Below are 25608 nucleotides of genomic sequence, written 5' to 3'. Positions count from 1 at the left end.
TCGCCAAGCCGCCACGCGTCCTGGACGACATGCATCAGGCCTGCTTCTTCTCTTCGTCGTTGGGCAGGAAGGACGAGAGCGCCTTGCGCTCATATTCCTGGACCATGCCGGCGGCCAGATTCCGGCTGTCGCCATCGAGCGAAGCATTCACCCGGTCGGTCGCATCGTCGCCCGCCATCTGATCGGCGATGCCGATCCCGCCGCCCTTGGCGAGCACGTCGCCGATCTGCTCGGCCATCATGCTCTTCCAGATGTCGCCCGAGGTACCTTTGCCGAAGACGTTCTCGCTTTCGCTCGGAAGCATGGACTTCACGAAATTCTGCAGGACCATCGCCTCGAATTTCCGATAGGTCTCGGGAATCTTCTTCGCCTCGGTCCGATTGCTGATGTCTCCGAGCCCTGTCGATCCCTCGGAGGAATTGAGCACTGAAACGTGAGCTGCGAATCCGTCGCCGTTTTCAGCGAGGCTGGTCGCCTGGAAGGCCGCGCGATTGGCCTTGAGCCGCGCCTGAGCTTCCTGAACCTCAGCCGGATCCGCCGCGCGGACGACATCCATCACCAGATCGCTGGGCGGAGAAATAGCCATGTCAGATCCTCTCACAGGCGAAGCCGGCGTCTCGTTTTGCCGGGCAACGCAATGTTCGTGAACCGGAAAGCCACCCTTGCTGGCTTCCGGCCGAGGCACTATCGCCCCTCAACCTTACGGGAAGCTGGCGCACCGACCGACACGTGCTGATCGATGAGATCGAGGATCGAATTATCGGCTGCCTCGCGGTCCTCCGATATCCGAGCGTCCTTCATGTTTTCCTCGAGCCTGTCGCCCTTGGCGCGTTCCTTCATCATGCGCGCTTCATGCACCTGCTGAATCCCGAGCAGCATCCGGTCCTTCTGCTCGAGGCGTCCGAGTTGGGAGGCATAATGCCCCGAGAACATGCGATGCATCGGGTGGGCCGACCCCATAGCGTCAACCACCGCGTCGATCGTTCCGGCAAGCTCGGTCCGCTGGCGGGCGGTCTCGGCGACTTCGCTTTCCGCCATCCGCTCCAGGTGCCGCTGGACGGCGACCAGGCGTTTCAGTTTTTCGGACCGCATCTTCATCGAGCTAGCCACCCTGCATGACAGGTCCGAAGCCCTCGGCAAAGAGACGCAGCATCGCTGCGATGCCGAGATAAAAAAGGAAGAGGCCGCCCATGATGAGATAGGGCTGGGAAATGAAGTAGACCGGAATCTGCGGCGCCAGCTTGTTCACCATGCCGATCGCGACGTTGAACAGCAGGCCGTAGATCACGAAGGGGCTGGCGAGCCGGAGCATGATCATGAATGTCTGCTCGAGCGAATTGGTGAGCGTGATCAGCATGCCCTGCGGGTCGAAGCCGGCGCCGATCGGCATGACCCGGTAGGACTGTGCGATCGCCTCGAAGATCACGTGATGGAAATCCAGCATGAAGAGAATCATCAACCCGGCAAAACCGATCAGGCTGGTGAGCTGGTTTTCCGCCGTATCCTCCAGCACGTCCGCCGTCGGCGGCGGGCTGAACCCCATCAGCATGGTCATCGCGGTGCCGGCAAACTGCAGGCCGAGCACATAGTAACGCGCAACGAGCCCGATCACGGCGCCGACGGCGGTCTCGGTCGCGACGAGGTAAAGGTAGTTGTGACCTTTGCCCGTCACTTGCGGATAGATATCCGTCCACATGATCGGCAGGATGGCCATTGAGATCGCCACGGCGATGAACAGCCTGATCTGCATGGGAACGCGCGCCGTCGAGAATCCCGGCATGATCATGATACAGCCGCCGATCCGGCAGAAGGCCGCAAACAGCGCCAGAACCGTGCCCTCGGGGTCGGTGATCATGAGATCGAGCCGATAATCTTTATTTCGAGGCCCTTGGCGAGTTCGACATGCGAGAGCACGGGCAATGTGGCGAAGAGGCGTTCGATGATCATCCGCACATAAGAGCGGGATTCGGGCGAACTTACCAGTACGAAGGGCATGCCGCGATCGAGATGTTCACGGATTACCTTTGTCGCCTGCTCGCTGAATTCCTCGAGATGCCGCGGGTCGATATCGAACTCGACGATCTCACCCTTGGCGTCCCGCTTCAGCGCCTGGTGGAAGACCATGTCCCACTTGTTGCCGAGCCTCAGCACGCGCAGCACGCCGTTTTCGGCGAGGTCGCCGCAGAGCTGCTGCGACATGCGCACCCGCACATGTTCGACGATCTGCTCGGTCTTGCGCACATGCGGGGCCAGTTCCGCCACCGCTTCGAGGATCAGATGCAGATTGCGGATCGACACCCGCTCGGCAAGCAGCAGTTTCAACACCGCCTGCAGGCCGGAATAGGACATGTGCGAGGTACAGATCTCGTCCGCGAGCTTGCGGTATTCCGGATCGAGCCGTTCGATCAGAACCTTCACGTCCTTATAGGAGAGAAGCTGCGGGAGATTGTTGCGGATCACTTCGCTCAAATGCGTCAGAACCACGGAGACGTTGTCGATCGGGTGGAAGCCCTCGCGCTTAAGGTCTTCGGTGAATGTCTCGAGGATCGATACCGCCGGCATGCCGAACGCCGGTTCCCGGATGTCGTCGCCCGGCACGCTCGGCCGCCGCCCGCCACCGGTAACGACCAGCACTTCGCCCACGCGGACCGTATTGGAGGCGATCGTGGTGCCGTGGATCCGGATATGATAGGCCTTATCGGGAATGGTGATGTCGTCGGAAACCTTGATCTCAGGAACGACGAGTCCGTATTGCAGGGCGAACTTTCGGCGCATCTTGCCGACACGGAAGGCAAGCTCCTGATGAGCGCCCAGCAGCCTCGTGGAGACCTGCTTGCCCAGCAGGAGTTCGATCTCTGCCGTCTTCAGCACCGATTTGACGGAATCCTTGTCGCTTTCCTTGCTCTGCTGCGCCTTTGCCGCCTCCTCGTCCCGCTTTGCCGCCTTCTCGGCCTCCATCTGCCTCGGAATGAACCAGCTCAGGAACGCCATGCCGCCGCCAAGCGCCGCAAAGGGAAGGAAGGGCAGTCCGGGCATTACGGAGAGCAGGACGATCAGGCCGGAGGCAACCATCAGCGCCCGGGGATAGCCGCTGAGCTGGCCGATAACCGCCTGGTCGGTGGAGCCCGCGGTGCCGCCGCGCGAGACGAGGAGGCCTGCAGCGAGCGAGACGATCAGTGCCGGGATCTGGGAGACGAGACCGTCGCCGACGGAGAGCTTAACGAAGACGTCGGCCGCCTCGCCGACCTGCATGTCGTGACGCAGATAGCCAATGATGATGCCGCCGAAGACGTTGATCGCCGTAATGATCAGGCCGGCGATCGCATCGCCGCGCACGAATTTCGACGCGCCGTCCATGGCGCCGAAGAAGGAGCTCTCCTCCTCCAGCTCGCGGCGGCGTCGCTGCGCTTCCTTCTCGTCGATCAGGCCGGCCGAGAGGTCGGCATCGATCGACATCTGCTTGCCGGGGATCGCATCAAGGGTAAAGCGGGCGCCGACCTCGGCGATACGCGTGGCCCCTTTGGTGATGACGATGAAGTTCACCGTGATCAGGATCAGGAAGACGATCAGACCGATAACGAAATCACCGGACATGACGAGACCGGCGAAGCCGGAGATGACCCCGCCGGCGGCGCCATGCCCTTCGTGACCGTGAGAGAGAATGACGCGCGTTGTGGCGATGTTCAGCGCCAGGCGGGTCATGGTCGAAATCAGGAGAATGGTCGGGAACGACGAGAAATCGAGCGGCCGCTGGATCCACAGCGCGACCATCAGGATCAGCACCGAGAATGCGATGGAGAAAGCAAGCCCGAGGTCGATCAGGAAGGGAGGGATCGGCAGGAACAGGATCGACAGGATCATCACGATCCCGAGCGCAAAGCCGATGTCCCGGCTCTTGGGGGCAAGTTTCGGAACGGTCAGCGTCGCCTGTTGTGCCATATCTCTTCCGTCTCGTCATGAGAGGGGGGCGGCATGACGTGCATGCTGCCCGGGTATGGCGGAAGAATTAAGCGTCCAAGCTTGCGCGAGGGTGGTATGCGGAGGAGCATGGGGATTTTCACCCGCTCTGGCTAAAACCCGCTCTGTATCCGCGAGAAAACGATATCGGTGAAAATCGAAATCTGTGCGCCGACGAATGGCGCGGAAATGGCGGCCGTGATCATTACGGCGAGAATCTTCGGTACGAAAGTCAGCGTCATTTCCTGAACCTGCGTCAGGGCCTGAATGAAGGCGATACCGACGCCGACCACCATTGCGGCGAGAACGGCAGGGCCCGAGGCCACGATCACTGTCCAGATCGCCGCCTGTACGATGTCGAGGGCATCCGCCTCATTCATGGGAACTCACTTCACTATGACGCCCGGACCGATAACGAGCTCCTTGCCCGTATCGAGCACCGCGATGATTCCGTCGGAGTATAGTTTCACCTCCTTGACGACGCCAGTGGTCTTGCCGTCGGCGCTGGTGACCGTCCTGCCGATAACCGCGTCCGCCTCGCTGAGCGAGGTGCGCTGCAGCAGGCTCTCGAGGTTCTTGTTGGTCTTGATCGTCTGCTCCACCTGCGAGAAGGTCGCAAGCTGCGCGATCTGCTGCGTCGCGTCCATCGGCTGGGTCGGATCCTGATTCTTCATCTGTGCTACGAGCAGCTTGAGGAAGCTCTCGTAGTTGAGCGTCGCCGCGCTTGCATCGCTCGCCGATTCCGTGGCCGAGACGGTGGGCGTGTAGCTGTTGGACGTGTTGTTGACGCCGCTTACCGCCATGGCGCGATCTCCTTGCGTATCTGTTCCACCGTCGCAGGCGTCATCTCCTGCGCGTTGAGGATCTGGTCCTCGATCGGATAAAGCGCCCGGATCGCCTTCAGCGCCTCAAAGGCGCGACCCTGCGTGACCAGTCCGTCGATGCGCTTCAGCTCCGCCAGCACCTCGTCGTTCTTGAAGCAGTTGAGCAGCATCACGACCGACTTGCGGAACATCGCGGTCGATTGGTCGGCGCCTTCCGGATTGATCAGGATCATCTGGGCGATGAAATAGAGCTGCCGCAACGGTGTCGTCGCATCCTCGGGCTGCAGGACGTGGTTTTCCAGGAGGAACGTCACGTCGTTCAGGAATTCGATCGCGACCTTGCGGTCGACGCGCAGCACTGCGCCGTTTACAAAGATTCTTTCGCCCGATTTCAGCGAAATACGCAGTGTGCTCTTCATTTCAGTCCATCCCTGATGATGGTGGTGATGTCGATTATGCCCTGGAAGTTGGAAGACTCGCGTTTGCGGATCTTCTCCGTCTCATTCAGAATCCAGATTCCGATCGAGATGAGGTTGGCGCGCAGCTCTTCGTTGAGCTGATTGTCCGGCGCGCGCAAATCTTCGATGAAGCGAATCCAGAGACGCCGGGTGAAGTAGACCGCTTCGATCGCCTCCCGGGTGTATCCGTCCTTTTCCTTCGCCGCCTGCAGCAGCGCAATGGAACGATCGAGAACCTGCCTCTCCCGATCCTTGGAAACGGCTACGCCTTCCTCCATGATCTCGGCGTATGCAAACTGATACATTCAGACATCCCTCATGCTTGTCCGCATCCTCTAGTCATTAGAGGAAGTCTATCAAACTCAACCGCTGGATCCGCGCCGTCAGCGTGTAGGAGGTCTCTACCTGCGTCAGCAGCGTGTTCATCCGCGTGGAAGCCTCGTAAGTGTCGACACCTTCGAGATCGGTAATATGTGTCTTGATCAGCTTGGTCTGGGCCTGGAGGGAGGTGTTCGCCTTTTTCACGCGCGCCTCCGAAACACCGAGAGTGCTGCGCTCCGCGGTGATCTGCGTATTGGCCTGTTCAATATAGCCGAGCGCCGTCTCGCCGATATAGGCCCGGACCTCGGAACCGACGTTGTCGTCCATGAGCTCCAGTGCGATCACGCTGGCAAGGGCGAATTTCCGGAAGCCTTCCGTCGTCGCATTGGTGGAGCTCTGCACCACCTCGGTCGTGCTGATGCGGCTCGTCATGTTCCGGCTCGACGCCTTGGACCAATCCGCGGCCCACCGCGCATCATCCGCATAAAGCGGTTCGAGCGTGTTGGTGATGAAATCCTCCATCTGAGCCTTGGTGAAATCGCTCATGGAGGCAATACCGTTCGTCGACATGTAGCCGGCGAGCGCGGTGTCGAAGGTCGACTTCGCCGCGGCATTGTAGTCTTCGAAGGGTTTCACGTCGGTGTTGATGCCGGCGAAGAGGAATTCGCCGTTGAAGGACAGGTTCGCCGCCGAAGAGAAGGCCGACATGGCGCTCTGTATTTCTGTCTTCTGGATGGCAAGCTGATCCGCGGCATCGTTACCCTTGAAGGTGACAAGGGTGTTGCGCACCTGCTGGGCGGCTTCCGCCATCGTGGAGAGAGCCGCTTGCGAGGCGGCCAGCCGCTGGGTCACGACGGAATTGGTGTCGACGAGCGTTTCGAGCCGCGCGAGCTCGCGCTGCAGGCTCACGGAACGCGCCGTCGACGAGCCGAGTGCCAGCCCCACATCCGCGTGGCGGCCGGTCGTCACCTCCGCCTGAAGTTTGAGAAGTTCCGCCTGCCCCTGCTGAATGGTCAGGCGCATGGCGTTCTGCACGGCCAGGTTCGAAACGAAGGACGTCTTCATGATTACCTCACGGCTTCCAGAAGCGACGCCATCATGGCGTCGACGGTGCTGATCAACTTGGCCGAAGCCTTGTAGGACTGCTCCAGATCGAGAAGCAGCGACAGTTCCTCGTCGATGCTCACCCCGGTCACACTGCCGAGTGCCTCCTGCGTGCGCGCCAGGAGCGCCGCCTTGTTGTCATCAGCGGTGGAGGCGCCGCTGCGGATCTGTTCGAACCAGCCGATCGACGAGGCGGCGAACTCCATGATCGAGCTCGTGCCGTCGAGCCCGGCCGCGGCGTCGAACTGCATGTCGCCGTCCATCGCGGTGACGAAGCCGTCGAGCAGGTCCGTGAAGCCGGCATTGCCGCCCGGGTTCGAAACGACGCCGTTGAAGCCGCCGTCACGCAGGAGGAACGGATTGGTCCTCGCCGCGGGGTTGACCGAAAGCGTCGCGGCCATCCCCGGCTGGACAGCGCCGGCGGCCGGCACGGTGCCGCCCGACCAGGTGAAGAGTCCCGGCAATCCGCCTTCCTGGAACAGGGTGACCAGGCCGCGGGCCAGCTCGTCGAGCTGCGACTGGAAGGTCGGAGCGGTTTCGTCGCGCAGCTGAAGCAGGCCCGCGAGCTTGCCCCGGGCACTGGTATCGGCACCGCTGCCTGCTGCGAGCGGCACGCCGTCGATGAATATGCCGTTGCCGGTGACGGTCGCATCGTAAGCGCTCTTCGGCGCAAAGGTGACTTCCCTCGGAAGCGTCTCGAACAGAACCGTACCGCCCGATGTGTAGATGACGGTGTCGTTGTTCGCCCGCGTCACGGTCGAAATTCCGACCAGTTCCGATATCTGCTTCAGGATCTTGTCGCGGTCGTCGAGCGCAGCGGTCGTGTCAGTCCCCGCAGCCGTCGCCTGCCTGACCGCATTGTTCGCCGTCTCGAAGCGCGCGAGAAGCGCGTTCAGATTGGCGACTTCCTCGGCGATTTTCTTGTCCGTATCGCGGCGGAGATCCTGCAGGGCGGCCGACGTCCTGCTGATCGAGTTGGCGAGGTCCGATGCGTCCGACACCACCGTGGCGGCGATCGTCGCATTGCCCGGCGTCGACGCGAATGTCTGCAGGCTGTTGCGGAAGGCCGAGAGATAGGTGGACGGCGACGATTCGTAGTCGTTTCCGCCGAGCGCGGATTTCATGATCTCCAACCCCGACAGGAGGCTGCTCTGCGCGGAGGACTGCGAGATGCTGATCAGGTTCTGCTTGAGGAGCGCCTCGTTCTGCGCCCGGTAGATCGATACGATCTGCGCACCGCCGGGAGTGGTCCCGAGCATGGCCATGCGGCGCGAGTAGTCCGCATTGCCCGCATTGGCAATGTTCTTCGAGACCGTGGCGGTTTGATGCGCCGTGGTGCTGAACGCGGATTGCGCGATGGCGATTGCAGAAGACAGCGACATGCCGGTACCGTTTTCTCAGAGCACCTCCGGTAAGAGCCTGTAACGGGCCTTAAGTCCGGAACTGCGTAGTTTCGAATTTGGAATTACCGCTTCAGATTGACGAGAACTTCGAGCAGCTCCGAACCGGTCTGGAAGACCTTGGAGTTGGCCGTGTAGTTGCGCTGCGACTCGATCATCGCCGTCAGTTCCTCGGCGATGTCGACATTCGAGCTTTCGAGCGCGCCGGAGAGGATTTCGCCGAAATCGCCCGAGCCGGCGAAACCGGTGATGATGACACCGGAGTCGACTCCCTGCGAATAGACGTTGCCGGATTCCGGCTTCAGCTTGTCCGGACTCTGGACATTGGCGAGCGCGATGCGATAGCGCGGATCGAGCTTGCCGTTCTCGTATTTGACATAGACGATCCCGTCGGAGTCGATCTGGTAGCCGGCAACCTTGCTCGGCGCATTGCCGTCGATCGTGCCGCCGTCGGCGTTGAAGGCGTAGCCGAGCTGGGTGGTCTTGGTCAGGTCGATGGTCAGGGCCGAAAGGTCCGCACCGGTGCCGGGAAGCGCCGTCATCGCCGTCGTCGTCAACGTGGCGGGAGTGGCCGTCAGGGATCCATCCGCATTGAAATTCAGCGTCTGTGTCCCGAGGACCGTTGAAGAAGCCCGATCGACCACTTCCACGGACCAGGCATTATCCGCCGTTTTCTCGTAGTTGAAGTCCAGAATGCGGGTGTTGCCCTGGCTGTCATAGACCACGAGCGACGTGGTGGAGATATCGCCCACCGCCGCGCCCGACGGCAGGTTGGCGCCCATCGAGCCCTTGGTCGATCCCACGGCAATGAGGCCGTCCGAAGCCAGGTTGACCCGGGTCAGCCCATCGAAACCGTTGACGACGACCGTCGGATCGACGCCGGCCTGGTATTCGTAGCCCATCAGCGTGAAGCCGGCGGCATTGACCAGATTGCCTTGGCTGTCCGGAACGAAGGAGCCGGCGCGCGTCAGGAATTCCTGGCCGTTTGCGCCTTCGACGATGAAGAATCCGCCGCCGTCGATCGCGAGGTCGCTCGCCGAGGTGGTGAAGGTCGTCGCGCCCTGCTGGGAGATGCTGTAGCGCACCTGCGTCTGTACGCCGCCGGAATTATAGGATCCGTTGCCCGAAGGCAGGATCATCGATGAGAACTCCGTGGAGGCGCGCTTGTAGCCGGTAGTGTTGGCGTTCGCGATGTTCTCGGCGACTGTGCTGAGCCGGTTCGACTGGGCGTTCATGCCGGAAACGCCCGTTCTCATGGTACCGTAGAGACTCATTTCGGATCCTCATTTCCTTATTGCGGCGACACTAGAGGCCGGGCCTTGCGTGAACCTGTCTTGAGCTGTTCTCGCCGTGCCCTTCGGCGCTCAATTCCAGTCGATGCAGTAGCCAAGGAAACGCTTGGAATCGATCGGATCGAAGCCGAGTTTCTTGCGCAGTTTCTTGCGCAGCTTGCTGATGTGGCTTTCGACGACATTCTCCTCGACGTCCTCGTCGAAGATGCCGTAGATCGCATTGAATATCTGCGCCTTGGAGACCCGGCGGCCGCGATTGGCGACGAGATATTCGAGGATGCGCCGCTCCCGGCGAGGAAGCGCGAAGACTTCGCCATTGATCTCCGGATCGCGCCCGTCGGCGAAAACGCGGATCGGGCCGATATCCGTGAAATTGGCGATGGCCGTCAAACGCCGGCGGATCGCTGCGACACGTGCGAGGATTTCCCGCGGATGCACCGGCTTTCGGACCACGTCGTCGACGCCGCAGTCGAAAAGTGCAAGCGTGTTCTCCAGCGACGGCGTGTCGCTCATGGCGATGACCGGCGCCCGGGAGCGATCCCGGATCGCGCGCGGCAGGCTCAATGTGCTCTCACCCTGCCCGATCAGGAAGGCTTCGACAGCGTCGATGTCGGAATCGGCGGCGGAGCTTACCCACTCGCCGAACTCCCTTGGATCGAAGCCCGTCGAGGGAATGCCTTCGCGGCCGAATAGGGACGCGTAGCCCTCCGTTACAAGCTCTCTATCATCAACCACCACGATCATTCGCCCGCCTCCGAATCAGTATGGGTGCCTCACTGACACAGAGGTACGAATCCGGGGATTCACGGACAACTAGAGGAAGTTAATGGGTGATTTTAATAGTTGATTAAGAATTACGTGCCGATTTGGTCTATATCTAGTAGGTACTGGTTAACCTTACCACTAACATGATGTTGAAAAGTTAACGCGGGATTACAAAATCACTTGCGATCACAATCTGTCCGCATTGTCGCCACAATCCGGCATTCGCTGAGAATGTGCAATCTTGAGTTGATCAACGACAGAACTGCTGCGCGTTCGGCGTCCACTTTCCATAACCGGTCGCGACAAGGTTTGCGATGACACGGCAGACGTATTTCTTCTGTGCCGGGTCGTTGTTGGGGCCGGCGTGATAGCGGGCGACGGCCATCGTCCAGCTTTCGTGCCTGGTCCGCAAATCAGACAGAAAGCGCGCCGCATATTCGACATTCTTGCGCGGATCGAGCATCTCCTCCGGAGAACTGAAATGTTCCCCGTGGAAGTGGTAGTTGATCTGCATGCAGCCGAGATCGATGAGCTTGGCGCCCTCGGCACGCGCCGCGCCGAAACGCGCGAGAACGTCCTGGGCGCTAGCCCCGAAATAGGCTTTGCCTTCGATGTTCAGGGCATAGGGCTGCAGGGACCCTTTGCGGCCCGTTTCGGTCAATCCGACGGAATAGAGAATCCCGGTCGGGACGCCGTATTTGGAGGCGGCGGATGCGATCTCGCGCTCACAGACGCCTGCGGCCGCAAAGCCGCTAGATGTAGACGTGGCCAGTGCGAGAACGCTCACCACCACCAGGCACATCGTCCGTTCCATCATTGCCCGCCCGCCTTTCCGTCACCGCCTGACCGCCATCCCGTGGCTGACGCCCTTGGCCGCCCTCTTCCCCTGCCCGCTCACGGCCCTCGTGACCGGGCTGTGCCTGCGCCTGAGACTGTCCGCCGCTGCCATTTGCCGAATCGCCGCCGCCGTTGAAGACGATATTCACCTGATCGACCGCAAACCCTTGTGCCCGCAGGGCCTTCACCATCTCGCTCTGATCGTCGCGCAGCTGGCGGAAGGCCTCGCCGGTTTCGACCTTCAGATCGACCTGTAGCTCGTCTTCCTTCAGCCTCAGCGTCGCCGTCACGACGCCGAGGTCGATCGGGTGCATCTGGATCTTCAGCACGTTGAGCGTCTTGCCCGCCTGGCTCCAGGCTTCGGGTTTCGCCGCCGCAGCGGCGGATTGAAGCGCCTCGGCCCATCCGCTATCGCCGGCGATCGCAGTCGTCACCGACGTGGCGTTATCGCTGACCGCAAGCCCGAGAAATCGGCGCGCCTCCAGAACGGTCACGGTCTCCACTGTGGATTTGCCCGGCGATCGGCTGTTCTCCACCCTAGCCCGCTCGCCATCCGGCGAAATGCTCATGGAAACGGCCTGCCCCTTGCCGTCGGCACGGGCGAAGCGGAAGAGCCGATCCGGCTCGCCGCCGGCCACGTCTCCGTTCGTCCTATGCTCATCTTTCGCCGTTTCCGGCGATGTGCCGTCTACACCTTTCGTCACGCCGCGAACTGCCGGGACCGGCTTAGACTCGCCTTCCCGCCGCGAAGCCGCAGCCGCCACGGGCACGGCGCCCGTGAGCATCGACAGGAGATCGGAGACGGTTCCGCCGGCTGCTGCGCCGTTCTCGCCACCCTCCGTCACCGCCACATCCGGCGTTTTATCCACGGCACCGGTCGAGGTCCGTACCGGCTCGCGCGAGCGGCCGGCCCCCCGCTCCGTCGGCTCGCCGATTTCCGTTCCGTCACTCTCGCGTTCGCGCGACAGATGCTGCGTACCGTCGAGATGGGTTTGCGGCAACCGCTTCGCCGCTTGTTCCCGCGCCGCATTCGCGCGCCCGGACGTGAGCCGTGTGTCCGGCGATGCAGCATCCGCGATGGATGCCGGATCATCCCCGCCAAAGGCGTCCGCCTCCGGCGCCGCCGATACGCGACCGCCGCTCGCGGCGGGGTCCGGTTGCGCTGCGCCCGCCGATGTGTGGCCGCCTTGCCCCTGCGCCTTGCGGCGGCCTGCATCGGCGATCGCCTCGCCAAAGGCGCCCGGTTCGGCCTCCGGCCGACCCCGGCCGCTCAGCGACTGCCCCGGCCTGCCGGCGGCCGGCGCCCGCAAACTTTCGTCAAGAGGCCTCATAGTCCCTCCCCCTTCAGCAGCGCATCGATCTCCTCGATCTTCGAACGACCGCTGGCAAGAAAGCCGTCGAGAACCGGGTCGCCTGAAGCGGCAACATCGGTTTCGTTCGTTCCGGCGTCGGACGGGTCCTCGGAACGCTTGTCGGGCGCCTCCTCGGCAGGCTCGCCGAAGGGGCTGATGCCGCTTCCGCTTTCCTCCGCAACCACCCCGCTTTGCTCCCCGGCCGGTCGTCTTTCCGCTATAGGCGCAGGTGCTTGCGCCAGGCTTTCTGCCGATGGTGGCCTGACAACCGCATCGGCAACGGCCTTGGCCGCATCGCGCAGGGCGCGGTCGCGCAGCGACAGCTTTTCCTCGGGAATCGCATCAAGCGCCTCGGTTGCCGAGAAGACGTCCGCGGATGGTACGGCAGCCAGCCCCTCATAGAAGCTCGCAAGCACCTGCGATCTCGCGCCGTCATCTCCCGCGAGCTCCTCGGCTCGCTTGGACGCGAGGCGCGCCAGGGGCTGGTTGCCGGCGATCGCCGCGCGGCGCGCCACCCGCAGATAGACCTCGCGCTGGCGCGCGCTGTCCATGAAAGAGAGTATCTCCGAGACGCGCCCATCGGCCATCTCGTCGAAATGGGCGACCGCCAGCTCGACGAAGACGTCGGCAAACTGGCTCGCATAGGGTGACGTGAGATAGCGTCGCGCATAATTCAGCGCATAGCGAAAGCCCTTCTCCGGAAGGCCGGCTCGCGCCGCCAGCGAAACCGAGCGGCGAAGGGCAGCCTCCTCGATGATGGTCCCCGGTGCCGTCAGGCGCGCCCAATCGTAATGCTTCATCGCCTCGACCGGATCCTGCTGCGACATGGCGTTGCCGAGGATCAGGAACAGATACGGACCGATGCGTGAATTCCGGTATTCCGGGGCAGCCTTGGTGAGGCTTTCGATGATCAGAGGGCCTTTGCCGTTCAGATATTGCCTGAGCGCTTCGGTTACCCGCGAATCGAAATTGCCCTCGATGTCGCGGCCGGCCAGAAGGTCGAGCGTCGCGGGATTGCCGCCGCTCATGACGTAGACGAGAGCCGCGTCGACGTTGCGCGGATCGCGAAACGCCGAGGGATCGGCGGCTCTCAGCCGCTCGTCGATCGCGGTGAGCATGAAGCGCTGCATCTCGCTCGCCGAATGGTCGCCGAGCACCACCGAATCCTGCACATATTGCAGCGATCTGATCATCTTGTAGGGTGCGAGTTCTTCCGTTCCGTTCGCGCGGGCAGGACCGAACGCGAGGGGAACGGCAAGCGCCGATGCCGACAGAATGGTGCCGAGCCGCTTTAGCATGTCTTCAGCCCTGGCCCGATTGCAGCAGGATTTCGATCCGCCGGTTGGCGGGCGCATAGGGGTCGTTCGGCACCTGAAGCCGCCGGTCGGCAAAGCCGCTGATCTGCTTCACGCGCTCCTCCTCCAAACCGCCGCGCACCAGCATGTAATAGGCGCTCTGGGCGCGTGCCGCTGAAAGACGCCAATTGTCGTAGGTGCCATCCTTGAACGGCCGTCCGTCGGTATGACCGCGAACGGCCACGGCGCCCGGGCGCTCGGCGAGCAGCCTGCCGATCTTCTCCATCGCGAGCACCAGCTCCTTTTGCGGCACCGCCGAGCCGACCGCGAACATCGGCGCATCCGTCTGCTCGCTGATCGTCACCAGCAGGCCGCCCTCGGCCGGCGTTACCACGAGGCTTTCGAGAAGCCGCCCGGCCTCGCCGCCGAGTTCCTTTTCGATCTCGGCCTTCAGCGCTTCGGCTTCTTTCTGCCGGTCTTCCGCGTCAGCCTCGATGTCGGGTGTATCCACGGCCTTTGCGCGCCCTGCGTGACCGGCCGCTTTCGGCCCGCTTCCGTTCGCCGCTGACGCCACGTCGGTGGTGTTGCCGGCATCCTTTACCTCCACCTGCTTGGTCCAAAAATCCGGATCGAAGGGATCGCGATAGGCTTCGCCCCCGGCGGCGCCGGTTGAAGGCCCGGACTGGGCCGCGCCGCCGTCACCCTTGACGCTGATATTCGCCTCGTGACCCGCTTCGCGGGCGATTTCGGACAGGACCGAGTAGGGATTTTCGAAAAAGTCGGCGTCGGAATATTTGGTCTCTTCGCCCGATGTCGCCGTCAGCTGATCGCCGGTTTTGGCCGAACCGCCCGACTTCGTCTGTTCGCCGTCGACCTTGGAACGCTGCTGGGTCTTTTCGCCCTGCGCATCCTTGGCCGGGTCCTTGAGGCCCTTCTCCGCCGGTTTTTGGTCGGTCAGCTGCACCGGATTGAAATAGGCCGCGATGGCCGCCTTGGTCTCCTCGTTCGCGGCGTTGATCAGCCACATGACGAGGAAGAAGGCCATCATTGCCGTCATGAAGTCGGCATAGGCGATCTTCCACCCGCCGCCGTGATGGCCGGCATGGCCATCACCCGAACGCCGGACGATGATGATTTCGTTCTTGCCGTTGTGATGGCTGTCGTCGCTCATGCCAGAACCTTGCGAACAGTATCGGACCACGCGGCCATGCGCGTCACCAGTATCGCCTCGCCCATTTCGACGGTCAGGTCGACATCGCCGCTTTCAGCGTGGCGGAACGCAGTCGTTTCAGGCAAGAGCGCTTTTAGCGCTTCGAAAAGCGCAAGCGGTCCCCGCACCGTTATCGTGAGCCCTTCACCGGCAGCGAGGCCGTGCCGGACCATGCCGGCCAGGTTCTCGACCGCGCGCTTGGCGAGTGCCTCGTCCATGACCGGAGCGAGGACGCGGGCCGTCTGGTCGCCGAGCGCCAGCGCGAGCCGATCCGCCATTTCGCCGAAGCCGGCGGCGATCCTGCCGGCAGCCTGTTCCTCCAGGCGCCGTGTCAGGGACGCAATCTCCTCCGCATGGCGCACCTCGAGATCGGCGATCGCCTTCCGATGCTCGAGAGAGAGTTCGGCGCTGGCTTCAGCACGGCCCTGCGCAAAGGCTTCGCGGCGCTCGGCGTCGATATCGATCTCGGGCATGGCCGGCCTCGCGCCGGCTTTGGTTTCCGCATGATCCGTATCGACCTCCGGAAAATATCTCGGCGGCATCCGCGTGAGTTCGACCTTCGGCGGGCTGAAGTCCTTGAGATAGCGGGAAAGCGACGCGCTCATCGGCACGCCTCCCGGTTCGGCCCGGCGAAGGCCGATGCTGCCTGCCGCACCTGCGAAGGCTCTCTCATGGCGCGGAAATCTGTAGAGCCCGACACGTCTGACCGTCTCCTTCGGTCCGGCCGCCCGCGACGGCGACAGGACCAGCATTCTCGATTGTGCAGCGGCTCGCGAAGCGAAGGCGCGATGCAAGCGACAGCCGGACTGAGTTCCGGCCGGCAATCTCCAACAGGACTGCGAAGGAAGGCTATCCGGTCAAACTTGTGCGAAGGTGTTGGACCGCGCCAGGGCAATAGCGCGGTCCAACCATTTTCCCCCGATGCCGATGACCGGCGGCACGGCGGAAAGCGATGCCCTACTCCTGGAACAGGCGGAGAATGTTCTCGGAGGTGGTGTTCGCGATCGACAGCGACTGGATGCCGAGCTGCTGCTGAGTCTGCAGGGCCTTCAGCCGGGTCGACTCCTCGTTCATGTCGGCATCGACGAGCCGGCCGACGCCCTTGTCGATCACATCCATCAGATTGGCGACGAAGCTTTCCTGCATTTCGATGCGGCTGGTGATCGCCCCGAGCGTTGCGGCCGAGTCGGTCAGCTGGCTGATGAGCTCGTCGACGACGCTGATCATGTCGCCCAGCTGCGCATCGGTCGTTGCATCGCCGATCTTGATTTCGGTCGCTCCCGCGGGTGCGGCGCCTGCGTCGATGAGATAGTAATTGCGCGCCGTGCCGGCCGGCGCGGAGTGAAGTGCATCCGCGTCGACCGCCTTGGTGAGCATACCTCGCGCCGGGTCCGCGACGTCGATCAAAACAGATTTGGCGGTGTCGTAACTGAGCGTCGAGACCGTAACGCTGCCGTCGGCGCTGCGGTTGAAGGAGGCGACGATCGATTTGGTGCCCAGCGCTGCCGCCGCACCGTTATGGAGCCAGTTCTCCCCGGAAAAGGAGGCGGACTGAGCGGCCGAGATCAACTGGCTCTTGAGCTCGGTCAACTCCTTGTTGATCTTGTCCTTGTCGACGCCGGGTTCGCTTGCCGCGACCAGCTTGGCCTTGATCTCGGTCATCACGTCGATGACCGTATCCATCGCCGAATAGAACGTGTCGACCTTGGCGGCGCCGAGGCCCAAGGCGTCGTGGACCGTCGACAGCGCGGCATTGTCCGACCGCATCGTGGTTGCGATGGACCAGTATGCGGCATTGTCGGCCGCAGTTTCCACCCGGAAGCCCGAAGAGATGCGGCCCTGGGTGGTCTCCAGATTGTGATTGATTGCGCGCAATGTCTGCAACGCCGCCATTGCGGCGGGGTTGGTCATGATGCTGGTCATTGGTTGTCACCCTGATTGGGAAGTCGGATCATGCCGTAAGCCGGCAACGACGGTGGGGCGTCATGCGCGCTGGCACCATTTTGCCCTGGGTGACAGACCGCCGTTCTTAAAGAACCATTAACGGAAATAGTTAAGAAAAAGTTAACGGCGGTACTGCGCCGGTAACAGAGATGAAGAATTCGTTAAACCGGCAAGTTTGGCGCAAGATCCGCACCAAACGAAAATCCGCGGCGCCCTTTCGGGAACCGCGGATGTTTCTCCTTCAGAGCGGGACGAAGCCGCCCCCTAGCCGGGGCGCCGCTTACTGACGGAAGAGCTGGAGGATGTTTTCCGAATTGGTGTTTGCGATCGACAGCGACTGAATGGCGAGCTGTTGTTGCGTCTGCAGCGCCTTGAGCCTGGTGGACTCCTCGTTCATGTCGGCATCGACAAGGCGGCCGATGCCCGAGTCGATCGAGTCGGTGAGCTTCGATACGAACTCTTCCTGCATGCCGATGCGCATGGAGATCGAACCAAGCGCCGAAGTGGCGCTAATCAGATCCTCGAGCGCTTCATCGACACCCCTGATCAGCGCGGCGAGATTTGCGGCCTGCGTGGCGTCGGTGATGTCGATATTCTCGACGGAAGCGGGTGCGGCGACACTGACAGCCGGGGCCGCAGCTGTGTCGACAATCCAGGAATCGGCGGTAATCGGCGCTGCGGCGGTCGTCACCGCAGCGATTTCCTGGCCGGGCACAGCCGACGAAGCTACCGCGGCAACCCAGACGCCTTCCGCCTGAACATAGCTCACGCCGCCTGCGAGGGCGTAGTTGCCCTGAAAGACCGCCCCGGCCGAGATGAGTTCGTCCACAGTGTAGGCGGCAACGGTGTGCTCGGAAACAACACCGCCCGTGTTGATCGACAGCGTCACGCTCGCCTGTGAAACGTCATAGATCTTGTCGAGAATTCCGCCATTGCCGACCGTATCGAACAGCACCGATTTTCCGTCCAGGACGTAATCGATCGTCTTCACCGAGACGACCCCTGAGGAATCGCGAACGAAAGAGCCGACGACGCTCTTGGTGACGGGCGCCGTCAGATCCGCCTGGAGCCAATTCTCGCCGCTGAAGGAAGCCGCCGTAGCAATGCTCTTCAGCTGCTCCTTGAGCTGCTCGATCTCTTCCTGAATCTTGGCCTTGTCGACACCGTCTTCGGTCGCGGCAACGAGCTTGGCACGAATTTCCTTCACGACCTCGACGGCATTCTCCATCCCGGCATAAGCCGTGTCGATTTTGGCCGCACCGAGGCCCAGGGCATCCTGAACAGCGGAAAGCGCCATGTTGTCCGATCGCATCGTGGTGGCGATCGACCAATAGGCAGCGTTATCCGAAGCGGTGCCGACGCGGAGGCCCGACGACACGCGAGCCTGCGTCTCCTCCATGTTGGAATCGATACCGCGCAGGGTCTGCAGTGCAGCCATCGCTGCAATATTGGTGAGAATGCTGGTCATTATGGGCCCCTTTGAATGGCTAGTTGGAAAGGGACATCCCGGCTGCCACGGGGAATCGAACGCGAGGCATCATGCCGTTAACCGCTTCTTCGTCTTGGTTAACCGTTCGTTGCGTTGAGCCCCACTTAGCGCTGCTATAGTTAACAAAGGTTAAACGATGCTTGCCCAGCTAAAACAACAGAGGGCCACGCTCGACGAGCGTGGCCCTCTGTAAGTTCGGTCAGGGTGGCGGTCGCTCCGTTCGCGACCCCTTTTCGGAGATATTAGCGGAAGAGCGTAAGAACGTTTTCCGAAGCCGAGTTCGCAATCGACAGCGACTGAATGGCGAGCTGCTGCTGAGTCTGCAGGGCCTTCAGGCGGGTCGATTCTTCGTTCATGTCCGCATCGACGAGACGGCCGACGCCCGAGTCGATCGAGTCCGAGAGCTTGTTGACGAAATCGCTCTGCAGGTCGATGCGCATGGCGATCGAGCCGAGGTCGGCGGCAGCGCTGGTCATGTCCGTCAGCGCAGCATCGACACCGCTGATCAGGGCGTCGAGGGCGGCTCCACCCATGCCGACGATGTTGATCCCGGCAACGGACTGACCGGCCGAAACGTTGGCGGCAGGAGCGTTATCGACGTCGACGACCCAGCTGTCAGCAGTGATCGTGCCGGCTGCGGTCGTTGTCGCGGCAAGCTCTTGACCCGTGGCGCCGGCTGCAGCGGTCTCAGCGCGAACCCAGACGTTCTCGACCTTGACGTAGCTGTTACCGCCCTGAAGGGCGTAGTTGCCCTGGAATTCCGCACCGGCTTCGGTGAGAGATTCCAGCGAATAGGCAGCAACCGTGTGCTTCGCTTCGACGCCATTGGTGTTGATCGTCAGCGTGACGCTTGCCTGCGAAACGTTGTAAACCTTGTCCAGGATGCCGGTGTCGCCGACCGTGTCGAAGAGGACCGAGTTGGCGTTGAGGCTGTAGTCGACCTTCTTGACCGAGACGGCGCCGCTTGCGTCGCGGACGAACGAGCCGACAACGCTCTTGATCACGGCACCGCCGCTGAGGTCCGCCTGCAGCCAGTTCTCGCCGGAGAAGGAGGCTGCGTCGGCAATGCTCGTCAGCTGGTCCTTGAGCTGATCGATTTCTTCCTGGATCTTGGCCTTGTCGACGCCGTCTTCAGTCGCGGCGACGAGCTTTTTCTTGATTTCCTTAACGACTTCGATGGCCGATTCCATACCGGAGTAAGCGGTGTCGACCTTGGCGGCACCGAGGCCGAGGGCGTCCTGAACGGCGGAAAGCGCCATGTTGTCGGAGCGCATGGTCGTCGCGATCGACCAGTAGGCGGCGTTGTCGGCGGCCTGGCCAACGCGCAGACCGGAGGAGACATGCGCCTGCGTCTCTTCCATGTTGGAGCCGATTGTACGAAGGGTCTGGAGAGCGGCCATAGCCGCGATGTTGGTGAGAATGCTCGTCATGGTTTAGTGCCCCTTGATGGCTGATGAGAAGGGACATTCCGGTTCCACCGGCGAAAGTCGGTCAACGTCATGCTTGCTAACCAGCTGTTATTCCTGCAGTTAGCCCGTTCTTTCGATGGGCTTAGATAATCTCGGCTTGGTTAAAGAACCCCTAAGAGCACAAGAATTTCGACGAAGTATTTCAACCTTTGCGCGCACGCGCGTGCCATAGTATGCTTAAGAAAAGGTGAAGTGCCGACAACTTACCTAGAAAGCAAAAAACCGCGCCCCGTTTTCTGGGCGCGGTTCGAAGGAGCCAGATGCAGGCACAAGGAGCCTGCATCCGCACTGCACGTCTTTTAGCGGAAGAGCGAAAGGACGTTCTGCGAGTCGGAGTTGGCGATCGACAAAGCCTGGATGGCGAGCTGCTGCTGAGTCTGCAGGGCCTTCAGGCGGGTCGATTCTTCGTTCATGTCCGCATCGACGAGACGGCCGACGCCCGAGTCGATCGAGTCCGAGAGCTTGTTGACGAATTCGCTCTGCAGGTCGATGCGCGAGGAGATGGAGCCGAGCGAAGCGGCCGCGCTGGTCATGTCCTTCAGCGCAGCATCGACACCGCTGATCAGGGCGTCGAGGGCGGCCGCACCCATGCCGACGATGTTGATGTTTGCGACCGACTGACCGGCCGAAACGTTGGCGGCAGGAGCGTTATCGACGTCGACGACCCAGCTGTCAGCAGTGATCGTGCCGGCCGCAGTCGTGGTTGCAGCAATTTCCTGACCCGTGGCGCCGGCTGCAGCGGTCTCGGCGCGAACCCAGACGTTCTCGACCTTGACGTAGCTGTTACCGCCCTGAAGGGCGTAGTTGCCCTGGAATTCCGCACCGGCTTCGGTGAGAGATTCCAGCGAATAGGCAGCAACCGTGTGCTTCGCTTCGACGCCATTGGTGTTGATCGTCAGCGTGACGCTTGCCTGCGAAACGTTGTAAACCTTGTCCAGGATGCCGGTGTCGCCGACCGTGTCGAAGAGAACCGTGTTGGCATTGAGGCTGTAGTCGACCTTCTTGACCGAGACGGCGCCGCTTGCGTCGCGGACGAACGAGCCGACCACGCTCTTGGTCACTGCACCGCCGCTGAGGTCCGCCTGCAGCCAGTTCTCGCCGGAGAAGGAGGCTGCGTCGGCAATGCTCGTCAGCTGGTCCTTGAGCTGGGTGATTTCTTCCTGGATTTTGGCCTTGTCGACACCGTCTTCAGTCGCGGCGACGAGCTTGGCCTTGATTTCCTTAACGACTTCGATGGCCGATTCCATACCGGAGTAAGCGGTGTCGACCTTGGCGGCACCGAGGCCGAGGGCGTCCTGAACGGCGGAAAGAGCCTGATTGTCGGAGCGCATGGTCGTCGCGATCGACCAGTAGGCGGCGTTATCGGCGGCCGAACCGACGCGCAGACCGGAGGAGATGCGGCTCTGCGTGTCTTCCATGTTGGAAGAGATCGAGCGCAGCGTCTGCAGCGCGGCCATTGCGGAGTTGTTGGTGAGAATGCTTGTCATATTCGTTTGTCCCTACGAAATACTGATTGGGGGGACATACCGGACTGAGAAATCGTTACCGGTCACGACGGTCCGGCATCATGCCACTCGGCTCCGCTCAACTCGTGATGGACACCAAACCCGTCGTGTGAGGACGAAATTCGCAGCCATTCATTGCCAAGTGTTTAACCGGAGAAGGGCGTTCCAGGTCCCGGCGCAGCTGTGGTTAATCTCCTGTGAAATCCTATGCTTAACGGAATCTTGTCCGGCGCGGACCCCGAGGGCGAGCGCTTCGTGCGCTCGTCAGATAAACGAGCGCACGAGGCTGCCGACGAGCAGGTTCCAGCCGTCGATCAGCACGAAGAACAGGATCTTGAAGGGCAGTGAAATCGCGGTCGGCGGAAGCATCATCATGCCCATCGCCATGGTGATCGTCGCGACGATGAGGTCGATCACGAGGAAGGGCAGCATGATCAAGAAGCCGATTTCGAAGCCGCGGCGGATTTCCGAAATCATGAAGGCCGGCACGACGGCGCGCAGGTCCACCTTCTCGTCGACGACGACGGTCTGTCCCTTCTCCTGGGCAATGTCGATGAAGAGCTGCAGGTCCTTGTCGCGGGTATTGGCCAGCATGAATTCGCGGAAAGGCTCCGACATGCGCTGCATCGCATCCGTCTCGGAAATCTCGTTCTTCAGGAGCGGGTCGATGCCGTCGCGCCAGGCGCGATCGAACGTGGGCGCCATGACATAGAAGGTCATGAAGAGCGCCAGCGACACCATGATCATGTTGGAGGGCGTCGTCGCCAGTCCCATGCCCGAGCGCAGGATCGCGAAGGCGATGACGAAGCGCGGGAAGCTCGTCACCATGATCAGGATGCCCGGAGCGACAGAAAGGACGGTCAGGAGGCCGAAGGTGCGGATGATCCACGAGGCGACGGAGCCGTCGACCGGCGTATTCAGGATATCGGCGGGGAAGGTCTGAGCCCCGGCAATTCCCGACATCGCCGTCATGGCGATTATAAAGGTGGCAAACCGGAGCATCAGCGAATCATTGGATGACGAAGGTGCGGAACATCACATTCGTTACGCGGCCCTCGGAGCGCAGGTCAACCCGCTCCTGGATGTCATCCCGGAGATATTGGAAGCCGCGCGGTCCTTGAATCTGCTGCAGCGACACGGTCTTGAGGTAGGCTGCGATGTCCTGGTGTATCGTCTCCGCCAGCGCAACGTCGGGAGCGCCATTGAACTGAAGCGCGACCTCGAGGCGAACCCAGTTTTCGGTCGGATAGGCGAGGTTCGTCGTGATCGGATCGAGCTGCACGATGCCGCTTGCCGCTGCGGCGATCTTCGGTATGCCCTCCTCGCCGGTCGCGTTCGCCGGAAGCTCGACCAAAGCCTTCGCCGCCTCGTCAGGCGGCGGCGCCAGGAGCATGCCGGCGAGCCAGCCGCCGCCGGCGGCGACGAGCGTCAGCACCGCCACGGCGGCAATGGTCATCACCAGCGAGGGGGATTTCGTTTCTTTGCTCTCGATTTCTTCCATTGTGCGTTCCGGCCGATCAGAGGGGCGAGACGAGATCGACGAGCTGCTGGCCCCATGGCGGCTGCTGAACCTCCGTCAGGCGGCCGCGGCCGCCATAGGAGATGCGCGCCTCGGCGATGCGGTCGTAGGAAATGACGTTGTCGGCATCCACATCGCGCGGGCGGACGATACCGGCGACATTGAGGATGCGCAGCTCGTGGTTGACGCGTACTTCCTGCGAACCGCTGATGAGGAGGTTGCCGTTTTCGAGAACGCCGGTCACGACCGCGGCGACGAGCAGCCTGAGCTTCTCCGAGCGCTTGGTCTTGCCGTCACCTTCGGTTTTCGTGTTCGAGCCGTATTCCAGATCGCCCGACCAGGCGAAGTCGCTCGTCTGGGATTGCCCGCTGGCGCCGAGATTGAAGCCGCTCGAATTCTTGCGGCTGCGATCCGTCTCGTTTTCGAAGGAGGCCTTGTCGTCGATGCGTATGTCGACCGTCAATATGTCGCCGATGTCGATCGCGCGGGCGTCCTTGAAGAGGGCCGCTTGCTGATCGTTCCACAGCGAGTATCCGTTCGTCACGTGGCGCGGCTGCTTCGGATACATGGCGAGCTGCGGCGTCTGCGTATATTGCAGGCCGCTGCCGATCGGGCTCATGGCCGGCGCCCGCCCGATCTCGTTGAGGGCCTGATTCTGGCAACCCGCCAGGAACCCTGCGGCCAACAGGGCCGTGATGCGCGTTCTCATGATGGCTCCTTGGAGGTATTTGCATCGCTCGCGCTCGAAATGATGTTGGTCAGCACCGCCGCCTTTTCGTCGGTCATTTCGCTCAGGATCAGCGACGACTGGCGCGGCGGCAGGCGCATGACGATTGCTGCCGCGATCTCCGGGCGCACCATCTCGAGCTTGCCGGCAGCGGCATCCGGCTTCATCGCCTTGTAGATGTCGACAAGGCCAAGCTCCGCCTGCTTGAGGAAGTCGTTGCGCCGTTTCAGCCAGTCCTCATATTCCGCCCGGCGTGTCTCCAGCGTCGCGATCCGCTCGTCTACATTCGCCCTCAGCTTCTCCAGGTCCTGGCGCTGCAGGAGGTAGCGCTGGTCGCGCGCCGCGTCGGCGATATTGGTGCAGAACTTCTCGATCTCGCTCGCCGCGGTATCGCCGGCCGACGGCGCCGTGACGTCCTGGGCGAAAGCGCCGGGCATCGAAAGCACGAGCGCGGCGGCGACTGAGCCCAGGAGGGCGCGGCGCGCTCTGCCGAAAAGATGATCGAAGTTTTCGGTCATTGCAGAACAAGCTCCGCCTGAAGGGCTCCCGCCGATTTGATGCTCTGGAGGATCGCGATGATCCCGTCCGGCTTGACGCCTATGCTATTCAGACCCGCGACGAGCGAACGCAGGCTCGAGCCGTTGAGGATGGCGACCGTGCCGCCGTCGGCCTGCGCTTCGATCGTGGTGTTGGGCTCGTAAGCCGTCTGGCCGCGCGAGAACGGCTCCGGCTGGACGATCGTCGGCGTCTCGCTGACCTGTACCGTCAGCGTGCCGTAGCTGACGGCCACTTCGGCGACGCGCACGTCCTGGCCGATGACGATCGTGCCGGTGCGCTCGTTTATGACGACCCGGGCCGGTGCGTCGGTCTCGATCACAAGGTTCTCCACGTCCGCCATCAACCGCGCGAGATCCGCCATCTTCGGCTTCTGGACGAGCACCGACTGCGAGTCCAGAGCTTCCGCGATGCGGCCCCCGAAGTGAGCGGCGGCGTATTTGTTGATCGCCGCAGCCATGCCGACGGCGGTCGAGAAGTCCGGATTGCGCAGCTGCAGCACGAGGTTGAAGCCGTCCTTGAACTTGGACGGCAGTTCCCGCTCGATGATGGCGCCGTTCGGGACGCGTCCGGCCGTGGTCACGCCCTGGCTCAACTGGGCGGCCTCCCCCTGAGCATTGAAGCCGCTGACGACGACCGAACCCTGCGCCACGGCGTAGATCTGACCGTCGGCTCCCGAAAGCGAGGTCATGACGAGCGTCCCGCCGCGCAGCGACGTCGCGTCGCCCAGCGAACCGACGGTCACGTCGAGCCGGCTGCCGGGGCTCGCGAAGGGCGGCAGCGTCGCGGTGACGAGCACCGCTGCCACGTTGCGCGTGCGCGAGTCGCCGCCCTGTGTCGAAATGCCGAGATTCTGCAGCATGGCGCGGATCGACTGATCCGTGAAGGGAGAGGAGCGCAGGCTGTCACCGGTGCCCTGCAGACCGACAACCAGCCCGTACCCGATGAGCTGGTTGTCCCTGCCCGACTGCAGGGATGCGACATCCTTGATCCTCGAGGCCGCATAGGCGGAGGTCAACGTCGCGGCGAAGGCCACCGCAAGGGTCAGCAGCCATTTGCATGCATCGGTCTTCATTTCGCCACCACATGGATCGTGCTGTCCGCCATCACCGTCCCGGAGACGATCACGCCGGTATCGACGTTGCGCACGCGGATCAGATCGCCGACGGCGGCGTCCTGCAGCGGCGAGCCGGCGGCCGTTATCGACAGACCGCCATTGTTGAAGACGAGGCGGACCGTGGAGCCACGCTCGACCGCATATTGCTGGCGCAGCGCCGAGGCCAGGATGACCCGCCCCGGAAGAAGGGTCCGCTTGGTGACCATGCCGTCAGCCTCGTCGAGGGAGCGCACATAGCCGTCGCGCAGGTCCGGGTTGGTCACGTCGACCACCTCAAGCATGCTCGCATCGAGCGTTTCGCCGGGATAGATCGTCTGCTTCGGAATGACGGCCGTCGGCGGCTCCGCAACGGCGGCTGCCGGCGATAGCAGGCAGACTGCCATTGCGGCAAACAGGACGGCCCGCGCCGGCTGCGCGAAGCCGCTTGCGATTGCTTTTACTCCGGCGGATCGGCGAAACATCATGTTT

General features: G+C 62.3%; 27 protein-coding genes. All 27 read right to left on the bottom strand.

From position 1 onward, the window contains the following. Positions 1-34: 34 nt before the first annotated feature. The 27 genes from SINAR_RS0113010 to flgA all read right to left on the bottom strand — a co-directional run bounded on the left by SINAR_RS0113010 (position 35) and on the right by flgA (position 25604). Positions 35-586, bottom strand: coding sequence for a rod-binding protein (locus SINAR_RS0113010; RefSeq protein WP_027999503.1), 552 nt, complete (start codon positions 584-586; stop codon positions 35-37). A 98-nt stretch (positions 587-684) separates the two neighbouring features. Further along, a complete protein-coding gene (locus SINAR_RS0113005) occupies positions 685-1098 on the bottom strand; it encodes a hypothetical protein (protein ID WP_027999502.1) in 414 nt (137 codons plus the stop codon). Between the two features lie 4 nt (positions 1099-1102). Continuing rightward, the gene (gene fliR / locus SINAR_RS0113000; RefSeq protein WP_027999501.1) at positions 1103-1855 is read right to left on the bottom strand and encodes a flagellar biosynthetic protein FliR; all 753 of its coding nucleotides are present in this window, start codon (positions 1853-1855) and stop codon (positions 1103-1105) included. Next, positions 1852-3939 (bottom strand): flagellar biosynthesis protein FlhA, encoded by a 2088-nt coding sequence (gene flhA / locus SINAR_RS0112995; protein ID WP_027999500.1) that lies wholly within the window; start codon positions 3937-3939, stop codon positions 1852-1854. The genes fliR and flhA overlap by 4 nt, the downstream gene beginning before the upstream one ends. Positions 3940-4070: 131 nt before the next feature. Further along, positions 4071-4337: a flagellar biosynthetic protein FliQ gene (locus SINAR_RS0112990; RefSeq protein WP_003529857.1), complete on the bottom strand. Its 267-nt coding sequence runs from the start codon at positions 4335-4337 to the stop codon at positions 4071-4073. A 6-nt stretch (positions 4338-4343) separates the two neighbouring features. Further along, positions 4344-4760: a flagellar hook assembly protein FlgD gene (flgD, locus tag SINAR_RS0112985; protein WP_027999499.1), complete on the bottom strand. Its 417-nt coding sequence runs from the start codon at positions 4758-4760 to the stop codon at positions 4344-4346. After that, on the bottom strand, positions 4751-5200 hold the full coding sequence (flbT, locus tag SINAR_RS0112980; protein WP_027999498.1) for a flagellar biosynthesis repressor FlbT: 450 nt from the start codon (positions 5198-5200) through the stop codon (positions 4751-4753). The genes flgD and flbT overlap by 10 nt, the downstream gene beginning before the upstream one ends. Continuing rightward, entirely contained in the window at positions 5197-5544 is a 348-nt protein-coding gene (gene flaF, locus SINAR_RS0112975) for a flagellar biosynthesis regulator FlaF (protein ID WP_027999497.1), read from the bottom strand. Before flaF ends, flbT begins: the two co-directional genes overlap by 4 nt. Before the next feature lie 37 nt (positions 5545-5581). After that, a complete protein-coding gene (locus tag SINAR_RS0112970) occupies positions 5582-6625 on the bottom strand; it encodes a flagellar hook-associated family protein (protein ID WP_027999496.1) in 1044 nt (347 codons plus the stop codon). A 2-nt stretch (positions 6626-6627) separates the two neighbouring features. Continuing rightward, the gene (gene flgK / locus SINAR_RS0112965) at positions 6628-8046 is read right to left on the bottom strand and encodes a flagellar hook-associated protein FlgK (protein WP_027999495.1); all 1419 of its coding nucleotides are present in this window, start codon (positions 8044-8046) and stop codon (positions 6628-6630) included. Between the two features lie 83 nt (positions 8047-8129). Continuing rightward, positions 8130-9338: a flagellar hook protein FlgE gene (locus SINAR_RS0112960; RefSeq protein WP_027999494.1), complete on the bottom strand. Its 1209-nt coding sequence runs from the start codon at positions 9336-9338 to the stop codon at positions 8130-8132. 90 nt (positions 9339-9428) lie between these two features. After that, on the bottom strand, positions 9429-10100 hold the full coding sequence (gene rem / locus SINAR_RS0112955) for a transcriptional activator Rem (RefSeq protein WP_027999493.1): 672 nt from the start codon (positions 10098-10100) through the stop codon (positions 9429-9431). A 271-nt stretch (positions 10101-10371) separates the two neighbouring features. Beyond that, positions 10372-10923 carry a transglycosylase SLT domain-containing protein gene (locus tag SINAR_RS0112950; protein WP_027999492.1) on the bottom strand — a complete coding sequence of 184 codons (552 nt, stop codon included), beginning with the start codon at positions 10921-10923 and terminating at the stop codon, positions 10372-10374. Beyond that, positions 10874-12289 (bottom strand): flagellar hook-length control protein FliK, encoded by a 1416-nt coding sequence (gene fliK, locus SINAR_RS0112945; RefSeq protein ID WP_027999491.1) that lies wholly within the window; start codon positions 12287-12289, stop codon positions 10874-10876. Before fliK ends, SINAR_RS0112950 begins: the two co-directional genes overlap by 50 nt. Next, positions 12286-13608: a chemotaxis protein MotC gene (gene motC, locus SINAR_RS0112940; RefSeq protein WP_027999490.1), complete on the bottom strand. Its 1323-nt coding sequence runs from the start codon at positions 13606-13608 to the stop codon at positions 12286-12288. The genes fliK and motC overlap by 4 nt, the downstream gene beginning before the upstream one ends. A 4-nt stretch (positions 13609-13612) precedes the next feature. Next, entirely contained in the window at positions 13613-14776 is a 1164-nt protein-coding gene (locus SINAR_RS0112935) for a flagellar motor protein MotB (protein WP_027999489.1), read from the bottom strand. After that, the gene (locus SINAR_RS0112930; protein WP_027999488.1) at positions 14773-15420 is read right to left on the bottom strand and encodes a hypothetical protein; all 648 of its coding nucleotides are present in this window, start codon (positions 15418-15420) and stop codon (positions 14773-14775) included. The genes SINAR_RS0112935 and SINAR_RS0112930 overlap by 4 nt, the downstream gene beginning before the upstream one ends. A gap of 352 nt (positions 15421-15772) precedes the next feature. Beyond that, positions 15773-16738, bottom strand: a complete 966-nt coding sequence (locus tag SINAR_RS0112925) for a flagellin N-terminal helical domain-containing protein (protein WP_027999487.1) — start codon at positions 16736-16738, stop codon at positions 15773-15775. Between the two features lie 301 nt (positions 16739-17039). Beyond that, positions 17040-18227 (bottom strand): flagellin N-terminal helical domain-containing protein, encoded by a 1188-nt coding sequence (locus SINAR_RS0112920; protein ID WP_027999486.1) that lies wholly within the window; start codon positions 18225-18227, stop codon positions 17040-17042. Positions 18228-18490: 263 nt separating this feature from the next. Continuing rightward, entirely contained in the window at positions 18491-19678 is a 1188-nt protein-coding gene (locus SINAR_RS0112915) for a flagellin N-terminal helical domain-containing protein (RefSeq protein WP_027999485.1), read from the bottom strand. A gap of 338 nt (positions 19679-20016) precedes the next feature. After that, positions 20017-21204, bottom strand: coding sequence for a flagellin N-terminal helical domain-containing protein (locus SINAR_RS0112910; protein WP_027999484.1), 1188 nt, complete (start codon positions 21202-21204; stop codon positions 20017-20019). Between the two features lie 282 nt (positions 21205-21486). After that, complete coding sequence (gene fliP / locus SINAR_RS0112905) at positions 21487-22224, bottom strand: flagellar type III secretion system pore protein FliP (RefSeq protein WP_027999483.1); 738 nt, start codon at positions 22222-22224, stop codon at positions 21487-21489. A 7-nt stretch (positions 22225-22231) separates the two neighbouring features. Beyond that, on the bottom strand, positions 22232-22723 hold the full coding sequence (locus tag SINAR_RS0112900) for a flagellar basal body-associated FliL family protein (RefSeq protein WP_027999482.1): 492 nt from the start codon (positions 22721-22723) through the stop codon (positions 22232-22234). Between the two features lie 16 nt (positions 22724-22739). Beyond that, the gene (flgH, locus tag SINAR_RS0112895; protein ID WP_027999481.1) at positions 22740-23450 is read right to left on the bottom strand and encodes a flagellar basal body L-ring protein FlgH; all 711 of its coding nucleotides are present in this window, start codon (positions 23448-23450) and stop codon (positions 22740-22742) included. Further along, a complete protein-coding gene (locus SINAR_RS0112890; protein WP_027999480.1) occupies positions 23447-23986 on the bottom strand; it encodes a MotE family protein in 540 nt (179 codons plus the stop codon). Before SINAR_RS0112890 ends, flgH begins: the two co-directional genes overlap by 4 nt. Further along, complete coding sequence (locus SINAR_RS0112885) at positions 23983-25098, bottom strand: flagellar basal body P-ring protein FlgI (RefSeq protein WP_027999479.1); 1116 nt, start codon at positions 25096-25098, stop codon at positions 23983-23985. Before SINAR_RS0112885 ends, SINAR_RS0112890 begins: the two co-directional genes overlap by 4 nt. Beyond that, the gene (flgA, locus tag SINAR_RS0112880; protein WP_027999478.1) at positions 25095-25604 is read right to left on the bottom strand and encodes a flagellar basal body P-ring formation chaperone FlgA; all 510 of its coding nucleotides are present in this window, start codon (positions 25602-25604) and stop codon (positions 25095-25097) included. Before flgA ends, SINAR_RS0112885 begins: the two co-directional genes overlap by 4 nt. Positions 25605-25608: the final 4 nt, after the last annotated feature.

This window comes from Sinorhizobium arboris LMG 14919 (genome assembly GCF_000427465.1).
GTDB classification, from domain to species: domain Bacteria; phylum Pseudomonadota; class Alphaproteobacteria; order Rhizobiales; family Rhizobiaceae; genus Sinorhizobium; species Sinorhizobium arboris.
The sequence above is the reverse complement of the archived record's forward strand: the minus strand, read 5'-3'. Positions and strand labels throughout refer to the sequence as shown.